This window comes from Anaerococcus sp. Marseille-Q5996 (genome assembly GCF_946893725.1).
Classification (GTDB): Bacteria; Bacillota; Clostridia; order Tissierellales; family Peptoniphilaceae; genus Anaerococcus; species Anaerococcus martiniensis.
Genome location: NZ_CAMPPE010000001.1, coordinates 25,198 through 35,421, shown reverse-complemented (window position 1 = coordinate 35,421; position 10,224 = coordinate 25,198). Strand labels below are relative to the sequence as shown.

At 34.6% G+C, this 10,224-nt stretch carries 13 protein-coding genes; 11 read left to right on the top strand and 2 right to left on the bottom strand.

Annotated elements, in window-relative coordinates:
- Positions 1-5: 5 nt before the first annotated feature.
- The 10 genes from OC526_RS00165 to OC526_RS00120 all read left to right on the top strand — a co-directional run bounded on the left by OC526_RS00165 (position 6) and on the right by OC526_RS00120 (position 7,214).
- Positions 6-338 carry a DUF4177 domain-containing protein gene (locus tag OC526_RS00165; RefSeq protein ID WP_262121055.1) on the top strand — a complete coding sequence of 111 codons (333 nt, stop codon included), beginning with the start codon at positions 6-8 and terminating at the stop codon, positions 336-338.
- A 12-nt stretch (positions 339-350) separates the two neighbouring features.
- Entirely contained in the window at positions 351-1,022 is a 672-nt protein-coding gene (locus OC526_RS00160) for a DUF4357 domain-containing protein (protein WP_262121052.1), read from the top strand.
- Positions 1,023-1,145: 123 nt separating this feature from the next.
- Positions 1,146-1,448 (top strand): ArsR/SmtB family transcription factor, encoded by a 303-nt coding sequence (locus OC526_RS00155; RefSeq protein WP_262121050.1) that lies wholly within the window; start codon positions 1,146-1,148, stop codon positions 1,446-1,448.
- A 101-nt stretch (positions 1,449-1,549) separates the two neighbouring features.
- Positions 1,550-1,921, top strand: coding sequence for an arsenite efflux transporter metallochaperone ArsD (arsD, locus tag OC526_RS00150; protein WP_262121047.1), 372 nt, complete (start codon positions 1,550-1,552; stop codon positions 1,919-1,921).
- Positions 1,922-1,950: 29 nt separating this feature from the next.
- Positions 1,951-3,693 carry an arsenical pump-driving ATPase gene (gene arsA / locus OC526_RS00145; RefSeq protein WP_262121044.1) on the top strand — a complete coding sequence of 581 codons (1,743 nt, stop codon included), beginning with the start codon at positions 1,951-1,953 and terminating at the stop codon, positions 3,691-3,693.
- A gap of 7 nt (positions 3,694-3,700) precedes the next feature.
- A complete protein-coding gene (locus OC526_RS00140; RefSeq protein ID WP_262121042.1) occupies positions 3,701-4,117 on the top strand; it encodes an arsenate reductase ArsC in 417 nt (138 codons plus the stop codon).
- Positions 4,114-5,154 carry an ACR3 family arsenite efflux transporter gene (arsB, locus tag OC526_RS00135; RefSeq protein WP_262121039.1) on the top strand — a complete coding sequence of 347 codons (1,041 nt, stop codon included), beginning with the start codon at positions 4,114-4,116 and terminating at the stop codon, positions 5,152-5,154. Before OC526_RS00140 ends, arsB begins: the two co-directional genes overlap by 4 nt.
- A 288-nt stretch (positions 5,155-5,442) precedes the next feature.
- A complete protein-coding gene (locus OC526_RS00130) occupies positions 5,443-5,799 on the top strand; it encodes an arsenic metallochaperone ArsD family protein (RefSeq protein WP_262121037.1) in 357 nt (118 codons plus the stop codon).
- A gap of 135 nt (positions 5,800-5,934) precedes the next feature.
- The gene (locus OC526_RS00125) at positions 5,935-6,120 is read left to right on the top strand and encodes a type II toxin-antitoxin system RelB/DinJ family antitoxin (protein WP_262121034.1); all 186 of its coding nucleotides are present in this window, start codon (positions 5,935-5,937) and stop codon (positions 6,118-6,120) included.
- Positions 6,121-6,218: 98 nt separating this feature from the next.
- Positions 6,219-7,214: a virulence RhuM family protein gene (locus OC526_RS00120; protein ID WP_262121032.1), complete on the top strand. Its 996-nt coding sequence runs from the start codon at positions 6,219-6,221 to the stop codon at positions 7,212-7,214.
- A 39-nt stretch (positions 7,215-7,253) separates the two neighbouring features.
- Here the strand turns inward: OC526_RS00120 and ahpF are convergent, their stop codons facing one another.
- Together ahpF and ahpC are read right to left on the bottom strand one after the other, a co-directional pair.
- A complete protein-coding gene (gene ahpF, locus OC526_RS00115; RefSeq protein ID WP_262121030.1) occupies positions 7,254-8,801 on the bottom strand; it encodes an alkyl hydroperoxide reductase subunit F in 1,548 nt (515 codons plus the stop codon).
- Positions 8,802-8,824: 23 nt separating this feature from the next.
- Positions 8,825-9,394 carry an alkyl hydroperoxide reductase subunit C gene (gene ahpC, locus OC526_RS00110; RefSeq protein WP_262121028.1) on the bottom strand — a complete coding sequence of 190 codons (570 nt, stop codon included), beginning with the start codon at positions 9,392-9,394 and terminating at the stop codon, positions 8,825-8,827.
- A 295-nt stretch (positions 9,395-9,689) separates the two neighbouring features.
- Between ahpC and OC526_RS00105 the strand changes: the two genes are divergently transcribed.
- Positions 9,690-10,223, top strand: coding sequence for a hypothetical protein (locus tag OC526_RS00105; RefSeq protein WP_262121027.1), 534 nt, complete (start codon positions 9,690-9,692; stop codon positions 10,221-10,223).
- The last annotated feature ends 1 nt before the right edge of the window (position 10,224 follow it).

The following is a 10,224-nucleotide window of genomic DNA, read 5'->3' as shown; positions in this document are numbered from 1 at the left end:
TATAGATGGATAAATTTTTTAAGAAAAATAATGACGAATCAACAGAAATAAGAAGAGCAGAAATCAATGAAGAAGAATTGGCTAAAATCATGGCTGATAAATCTACAGTATCACATGGAAGTGGCAGGTCTTATAAATATGTAGTTTTACAAGTTACTTTGAAAGAAAAATTTATAGGAACTGGGTCTAAAAACTTATCTGAATTAGAAGCGGTGATTAACAAGCAAGCACAAAAAGGATACAAATTACATACTATTTCAACATCGGTAGGATCAAGTGTTGGCCTTGGCGGAGGAGATAGAATTCAAGCAACCATGGTATTTGAATCTATAAGATAGCTAGGTAGGAATATGCCAAAAGGAATAATATACGTAATGACAACAGTTGTTCCTGGTCTTATAAAAATTGGGAAGACTGATTTGAATAATTTTGATAGCAGGATGTACAATTTGGAAAGGCATGGCTATGCAAATGTAACTGGACTTAAGAGAAAATTTGCTATAGAAGTTGAACAATACGATGAAAAAGAGAAGCTTTTGGATGAGATTTTTTCTAAGAGTAGAGTTCCAGGGACTGAGTTATTCGCTCTTGATATTGATCTGGTGGTGCAGTTATTGTCTTCATTTGAAGGCCTACAAGTCTATCCAAAAGAAGAAAGTAAAAGAGAAGTATTTATCAGCTCCACTAGAGAATTAGAAGCCAAATCTGGAATAGAATTAATTCCAAACGGAGAGTACACTCTATCAAGAAATGTAAGAGGGTTTGGTAAAGTAGAAGGGATACTAGTTGTAGAAGATGGCGAACTGACTTTAAAAGAGGGTGCAATTTGTGCACCTATCAGCCATAAAAATCCGCCAGAAGTGGTAAAGTCTGCTCCTATTGTAAATGGAGTTCTAGTTGAAGATTTAATATGTAACTCTCCTTCAATGGCAGCTTGGATACTAGTTGGCAAAAATGCAAACGGGTGGATAAATTGGAAAAATAAAAATGGTGAACCTATAGATATATATAGAAGAAAATAAAGTATGACAAAACAAAGTTAAGAACTTATTTCTTAACTTTATTTTTTTATTAAAAATCTCAGTTGACACCACAAAATCCACCAGTATCATAACATATAGAAATATTTCTATATGAGGTAGATTATGAGTGTTGATTATGAAAATATATCTAAAAAGTTAAAGGCAATTTCTGATCCTAAGAGGCTTAAGATTATAGATATGTTATCTTGCGATGAGCTTTGTGCTTGTGAGATACTTGAAAAATTTGATATAAGCCAACCCACCTTATCTCATGATATGAGAAAGCTAGAAGAGGTTGGACTTGTTTCTAGCAGAAGAGAGGGTAAGAATACCTACTACTCTTTAAATAAGGATTGTTTAGATGAGATTGAGGATGGTTTAAAGCTTATATTTCATATCCAGGATGACTGTATTTGCAAGGTGTAAAATCCTAGGCAAATATTTTTTCTAAAACATATAGAAATATTTGAATGTGTCTATATGTATTTTGTTACATATATTATGGTTTTAAATTAAGGGAGGATTTTATGAAAAAGATGTATATTTATGAAGATGCTATGTGTTGCTCAACAGGTGTATGTGGACCAAGCCCAGATGAAGAGTTGATGAGAGTATCTACTTTGATAGATAAGCTTACAAAAAGTGGAGCTAGCATTGATAGATATAACCTAACTAGCAATACTAAAGAGTTTGTAGAAAACAAAACTATTAATGGTCTCTTAGGGGAAAAAGGTAGAGATATCCTACCAGTTGTAATGATTGATGATGAAATTGTTATGACAGGTAAATATCCTAGCAATGAAGAGTTTTATGAAATGTTATTTTTAGATGCTGATGCAATAGAAGAAACAAATAATGATGGTGGATCTTGCTGTTCTGGCAGTGGATGCTGCTGCTAATATAATTAAGAAAAAGGAAGTGACTTTAAGTGAAACAATTTGATATTAAAGAAATCGACCTAACTAAATACTTATTTTTCACAGGAAAAGGAGGTGTTGGAAAGACTTCTACTGCTTGTGCTAGTGCAATAAGCCTAGCTGATGAGGGCAATAAAGTCCTATTAATAAGTACTGACCCTGCTTCAAACCTTCAAGATGTCTTTGAAACAGAGCTTGATAATAAGGGTGTAAGGATAGAAGCTGTGGATGGCCTTACTGTTGCCAACCTAGATCCTATAGAAGCTGCCAATGAGTACAAGGAAAGTGTAGTTGGTCCCTACAGAGGACAGTTACCTGATAGTGTAATAGAAAATATGGAAGAGCAATTATCCGGATCTTGTACCGTTGAGATAGCTGCCTTTAATGAATTTTCTAAGTTTATAACTGATTCAGACCTTAAAGATAAATATGATTATATAATATTTGATACTGCGCCAACTGGCCATACTCTAAGGATGCTCCAACTTCCTTCTGCTTGGACGAGCTTTATCAGCGAAAGCACCCACGGAGCTTCATGTCTAGGTCAATTATCAGGTTTAGAAGATGAGAAAGAAACATACAAGTTTGCTGTAGATACCCTAGCTGATGGCAAGCTTACAAGCTTAGTATTAGTTGCAAGACCTGAGGAAACTCCTCTTCTTGAAGCAAATAGAGCATCTAATGAACTATCAGAATTAGGTATTAACAATCAAATTCTTATCATAAATGGACTATTAAGTGACCATGATGATGAAGTTTCAGAAGCTTTCTATAAAAAACAAAAAGAGTCCCTAGACAAGATGCCAGAAGGTCTTAAGGATCTTAAAACTTTCTTTATCCCACTTAGGGGATACAACTTAAATAGTATCGAAAACCTAAGATCACTTCTGATTGAGGATAAGGACTATACTAGCGATGTAGATATTAATATAAATGAAAACACAAGGCTAAAAGATATAGTAGATGACTTATATAAGAATGAGAAAAAAGTTATCTTTACCATGGGAAAAGGTGGTGTAGGAAAGACTACAATAGCATCTGCTATCGCTAAGGGACTTACCGATAAGGGGCAAAAGGTCCACCTAACTACAACCGATCCAGCCAACCATTTGACTGGCATGATTGAAGAAGATGACTTATTAACTATAAGCCATATAGATGAAGAGGAAGAACTAAAAAAATACCAAGAAGAAGTTTTAGAAAATGCTAAAAAAACCATGTCTGATGATGACTTAGAGTATGTAAAAGAAGACTTAAGATCACCATGTACTCAAGAGATTGCCGTATTTAGAGCTTTTGCAGATGTGGTGGATAAGGCAGATAGTGAAGTTGTCGTTATAGATACAGCTCCAACAGGTCATACACTTCTGCTTCTAGATTCTACAGAATCCTACAACCAAGAGATAGAAAAAAACCAAGGTAATGTTCCAGAATCAGCAAAAAAACTTCTACCTAGATTAAAAAATAGTGATGAAACAGAAGTACTTATTGTAACCCTTGCAGAACCTACTCCTTTCTATGAGTCTAAGAGACTTGAAGAAGACCTAAAAAGAGCGGGAATTTATAGCAAGTGGTGGATTATAAACTCATCCATATACAAAACTGGCTCTACTAATAAGACCCTACAAGCTAAGGCTAATAGTGAGCTAGAATGGATAAATAAGGTTGACGAGCGCACAGATGGTAACTTCACAATAATCCCATGGTCTAGTGATGAGATTAAGGGATCTAATTTAGATAAATTAATTAAGTAGGTATATTATGACAGAAAAAACAAAAGTTGCATTTATATGCGTTCACAATTCTTGCAGGTCTCAGATAGCTGAGGCCCTTGGCAAGAAATTTGCTGGAGAAAGAATAGATTTTTACTCTGCAGGAACTGAGCTAGTAGATCAGATAAACCAAGATGCAGTAAGGCTTATGAAAGAAATACACGGGATAGATATGGAAGAAGACCAGTATTCCAAGCTCATAGATGACATTCCTGAAGTAGACTATGTCATCTCTATGGGTTGCAATGTGGTATGCCCAATACTTCCTTTCAGGCACAAAAAGTATGACTGGGGGATAGAAGATCCTACTGGTAAGTCTGATGAGGAATTTATCAAAGTAATAGATGAGATTGAAGGAAAGTTAAAGGACTTAATCAGTGAAATAGATGAGGAGTTTGCTAGATGAAAAAACAACAAGATATAAGCTTTTTTGAGCGAAATCTTACATTCTGGGTCTTGATCTGCATGGCTATTGGTGTTTTAATCGGACGCTTCATACCTGCTATTCCAGAGGCTTTGGGAGAGTTTGAGTTTTACAATGTATCTATCCCAACAACTATACTTCTTTGGATTATGATCTATCCAATGATGCTAAAGATTGACTTTAACAGTATAAAAAATATCAAGAATAATCCTAAGGGTTTATTTATAACATGGATTGCCAACTGGATCATCAAACCATTTACTATGTACCTAATAGCTAGATTATTTTTCTTTGGAATTTACAAAAATATTATTAACGAAAATCTAGCATCAGAATATCTAGCAGGTGCAGTATTATTAGGAGCTGCCCCATGTACAGCCATGGTTTTTGTTTGGAGTAAGCTAACAAGAGGAGATGGTGCCTATACCCTAGTTCAAGTAGCTAGCAATGATTTAATTTTGCTATTGGCCTATATACCAATAGTAAGCTTTTTACTAAAGAGGGGCAATATCAATATACCTTGGGGGACCCTACTTTTATCAATCGTACTATTTATAGTAGTTCCCCTTATCCTAAGCATCATTACTAGAAAGTATATTATAAAAAATAAGGGTGAGGATTACTTAAATAATGTATTTATCCCATCATTTGATAAATATACTATGGTTGGATTATTACTTACATTGATAATTATATTTTCATTCCAAGGGATGAAAATTATCGACCAACCTCTAGATATTGCTCTTATAGCAGTACCACTTATACTTCAAACCTTTCTTATATTTGCTCTAACCTTTGGCATGGCATATCTTGCAAAATTGCCTTATTCTATAGCTGCTCCATGCGGCATGATAGGAGCATCTAACTTCTTCGAATTAGCGGTAGCTGTTGCTATCTCACTATTTGGCCTATCATCCGGTGCAACTCTTGCAACAGTGGTAGGAGTTTTGGTAGAGGTGCCAGTAATGCTACTCTTAGTAAGAATTGCAAACTCAATGGAATATAAGTTTAACAGATAATTGTATAAATAATTTTTAAAAATTATCATAAAAGATCAGCCTTAGTTATACTAGGGCTGATTTTTATAATTGGCTATCATTTTAGGATTTATTTGATAAGTATATCAAATTTATAATTAGTGATTCACCAGCTGCAAATCTATAGTATATAGCTATAGCTTTTGACCTAAAATATTTGGATGTTTAATTCAGAAGAAAATTTCAAATTTTATTTCTACTTTACATGATTTTTAATAGTCATACGGTATTATAAATATATAATGATAATCAATTTCAATGGAGGAATTAATGAGAAATTTATATATATATGAACCAAGTGTAAGTAGCGTTGATAGCAAAGAGCTTGAAAGAGTTGATGAGATTGTAAACCACCTTACAAATGTAGGGGCTGGCATTACTAGATACAATTTAGATCAAGCAAAAGATAAATTTGATGAAAATGTAATTGTTAGAAGATTTTTAGAAGAAAATGGAGAGGATGTACTTCCTATTACCATGCTAAACAAAGAAGTAATTATCACTCGAAGATACCCAGCAAATGATGAGTTCTACGAACACCTATTCCCAGATTCAGATTTAGATGATATGGATGATTTTGGTGATGAAGGTTGTGGATGTGGCAGCGGAAGTACTTGCAGCTGCTAATATCATTTAAAATTAAATATGCAAATCTTAACCAGTTACTTATTTTAGTGGCTGGTTTTTTTATGCTGATATGGAATATGTACACCATATGGAGTACAATATTATCGTAAACTTAGAGTCAAAAGGAGAAAATATATGGATAGTATAAAAGAAGCTAGAGTATCAGCTAGGATTGACCAAGAAACCAAAAATAAGGCCGAAAAAGAATTATCTAAGCACGGTTTGTCCATTTCTGAATTTATTAGAATGAATTTAACAACAGTGGCTAACCAAGGCTTGCCAGATTATTATGGTATACCATTAAGGAAAGAAGATTATTAAATATATAATATATATAAAAAATATATAATATATTTTTCAACTATTCGGAAATTCCGGACACTTTAACTAACTAAATAACTAGAAAGGATTAATATGAAATGAAAAATGATACAGGAGAAATTGTTATATATCAGACAGAGAATGGAAAGACAAAAATACAAGTGATAATAAGAGAAGATACTATTTGGCTAAATCAAAACCAATTAGCAGATCTATACCAAACAAGTAAGTCAAATGTTAGCGAACATATCAGAAATATTATAAATGAAGAAGAACTAGATATTGATAATGTATTAAAACAGATACCGACATTAGCGAATAATGGAAAAACTTATGATGTGAATTATTATAATCTAGATATGATAATATCTTTAGGATATAGAATCAAGTCAAAAATAGCTACTAACTTTAGAATATGGGCTACTGAGAGATTAAAGGAATATATGATTAAAGGCTTTACTTTAGATGACGAGAGACTTAAGCAAATGGGTGGAGCTAACTATTGGGATGAGTTATTAGATAGAATTCGTGATATAAGATCCTCTGAAAAAGTAATGTATAGACAAGTTCTAGATTTATATGCTACAAGTGTAGACTATAATCCTAGAAGTAAAGAATCAACTAAATTCTTTAAAATAGTCCAAAATAAGTTACACTATGCTGCTCATGGTCATACAGCAGCTGAGATTATATATCAACGATCCAATTCAAATAAACCATTTATGGGATTAACCAATTTCTCTGGAGGCAGCCCATCAAAAAGAGATATTGGAGTAGCTAAGAATTACTTGACTTCCGATGAGCTAAAGATTTTAAATAATTTGGTTTCTGGTTATTTTGATTTTGCTGAAATTCAAGCTATGAAAAGAAAACCCATGTATATGCAAGACTACATAGACCACTTGGACCTAATATTAAGTTCAACCGGGGAAAAGATTCTAGACAATGCTGGAAAGGTAAGTCAAAAGCAAGCTTTAGCTAAGGCAGAAGAAGAATATAAGAAGTATAAAAAGTTAGAAGTTGCTAGTGTTGAAAAAGAATATCTTAAATCTGTAAAGGCATTAGAAAAGAAAGCAGAGGAAAGAAACAAATAAAAAGCCGGGCTATACAATAGTCCCGGTTTTTACTTATTTTTAGTTTCTCATCAAATAGTTAAATGCACCAAGGGCTGCTGTTGCGCCTGATCCTGCTGCTATTACAATTTGCTTAAATAGGCTGGTTGTTGCATCTCCTGCGGCGTATACTGACTCTAGGCTTGTTGATCCGTCTGGGTTTACTATTATTTCTCCCCTGTCTGTTAGGTCAACATCGCTTTCTTTTAGCCAGTCTGTGTTTGGCACTAGCCCTACTTGGATGAAGCAGCCTTCTACATCTATGGTGTGTTCTTCGTTTGTTTCACGGTCTGTGTATTCTAGTCTTTGAAGTTTGTTTTCCCCGTAAAGTCCTGTTGTTTGGGCATTTTTTACTACTTCTACATTATCTAGGCTAAATAGTTTATCTTGTAAAACTTGGTCTGCTTTTAGTTCTGGTAAGAATTCTATAACAGTTACATGTTCTACCATTGCGGAGAGGTCTATGGCAGCTTCGATTCCTGAGTTTCCTCCACCGATTACTGCTACTTTTTTGCCTTTAAATAATGGTCCGTCGCAGTGGGTACAATATGCTACACCCTTGTTTCTAAATTCTGTTTCGCCTGGGATACCTAATAGTCTCCATCTTGCACCAGTTGCAATTATTACTGATCTAGCTTCTAGTTTTGCTCCGTTATCAAGCTCTACTTCAATTAGACGTAGGTCTTGGGCTGAGTTTTCGCTTTCTTTGATATTTTCTGCAAGGGCACCTGTCATGATGTCTACACCTAGGGCCTTAACTTGGTCTTCCATTTGTCCCATAAATGATGGGCCTTCTGTGTATTTAAAGCCTGGGATATTTTCAATTCCTAGGGTTTCTACTACTTGTCCACCAAATTCACTTGCTACTAGTCCTGTTGATACACCTTTTCTAGCGGCATAAACTGCTGCGGTTGCTGCTGCAGGTCCTCCACCGATGATTAGGACATCAAAGGCTGCCTTGTCAGCAAAATCATCTGCTGATTTGCCTCCAGCAAGTTTATCTAGAAGGGTATCCATGGTTTGCTTACCACCTTCGAAAAATTCTCCATTTTTAAAGATGGCTGGCACTGCAAGGACATCTCGGCTGTCTGCTATGTCTTGGAACATAGATCCTTCTATCATGGTATGGTTTACATTTGGATTTAGGATTGCCATGATATTTAGGGCTTGGACTACCTCTGGGCAGTTGTGGCAGGATAGTGAAACGATGGTTTCAAAGTCTGCTCCCTCCATGGATTCAATTCTTTTTTTGCTACTTTCATCTACCTTTGGTGCAACTCCACCTGCTTGAAGCATTGCTAGGGCAAATGATGCAAATTCGTGGCCAAGAGGTACGCCTGCAAAAACTATTTTACCGTGGTCAAATGCACCCTTTACCTCAAAAGATGGCTTGTATTCTAAATCTTTTTCTTCTACTTTTATTTTATCTGACAATTCTGCTACTTCTGTTACAAATTCTTTAACTTTTTCCGATTTGTCATCATTAGTAACAGAAAGCCCAATAGTGACTTCTGTTTTAAGTAGGTCAAGATATTGGGATAACTGCTGCTTTAAATTATTTTCTAGCATCTATTTGATTTTCCTTATTAATCTTATAGTTTACCTACAAGGTCAAGACCTGGAGTTAGTACTTCATCGCCTTCTTCTTCCCATTTTGCTGGACAAGCTTCGCCTGGGTGTTCAGCAACGTATTTACCAGCTTTGATTTTGTTGATATTTACATCAGCTTTTCTACCGATACCATCAGCGTTGATTTCTACTGTTTGGATTACATTTTCTGGGTCTATTACAAATGTTGCTCTTAAAGCTTTTCCAGAATCATCAAGGATGTCTAATTCTCTAGCTAATTCTTTGTTAGAGTCAGCAATCATTGTGTATTGTAATTTGCTAATTCTTTCTGAATTATCATGCCATGCTTTGTGAACAAAGTGTGTGTCTACTGATACTGAGTAAACTTCTGCACCAAGATCTTTAAGGGCTTGGTAGTTATCTTGCATATCTTCTAGTTCTGTTGGGCAAACAAATGTAAAGTCTGCTGGGTAGAAGATAAGAACTTTCCAGTTTCCTTTTAAATCTTCGCTAGAAACTGTTGTAAATTCGTCATTTTGTGGATTATATGCGTCAAGTTCAAATTCTGGTAGTGTTTTACCTATAAATGCCATGTTAATTCTCCTTTTTAATTTAGTGCGCTATTACTATTAGTTACATAATTATTATAATCATTCTAAAATAAAAGTCAAACTAAATTAAACTTTCCCTTAGAATGAACTTACATTACATCTATTACCCAAATGCTAGGAAAATATTTAGTAGATTTTTGATTATATTTAATTTAACAAATATACCTATATATTAATGTAAATTTTACATTAATATGGTAAAATATTACCTAGTAAGACCCTAGGAATTACTAGGGAAATTTTATTGAAATATTAATTTAAAATTTGATGAGGAACTATGAAAAAAGCAAAGAAAACCAACGTGTGCGTAAAGGCCTTTGAGCTTGGAGCTGGTAGTAAGCTAGAGCAAGAGCTAATCGCTAGTGGTCAAATTATCAAACACGATGATCACTATGAAATCTACTCGGCAGAGTCAACCACCAAGGGTGAAGTGGCAAAAGATGGCGATTTTGTAAAAATTGACCAGGCAGATAACCCCTATCCAAATTCACGTGAGAGATTTTTAAAACACCACAGGCACATAAAAGACTATCATTATGAGCAATTCCCAGTCATCCTTTGGAGCTGGAAATATGGAGACGATGAGGATGAGGTTATAAAATATTTGCTAGATAATGGCAAACTAACCATAAACCCCGACTCTGAAAAATGTTTTTACCAAGCCAAGCTTTGGGGAACTGTCCTAAGTGCTAAGAAAGATGATATTATCTTAATATATGATGTTAAAAAAGATGGTGAAAATATTTTAGATGTCGACTTTAACCTTATCGACAAGGATGAGTTTGACAAGACCTACGAATATATTGACTAAG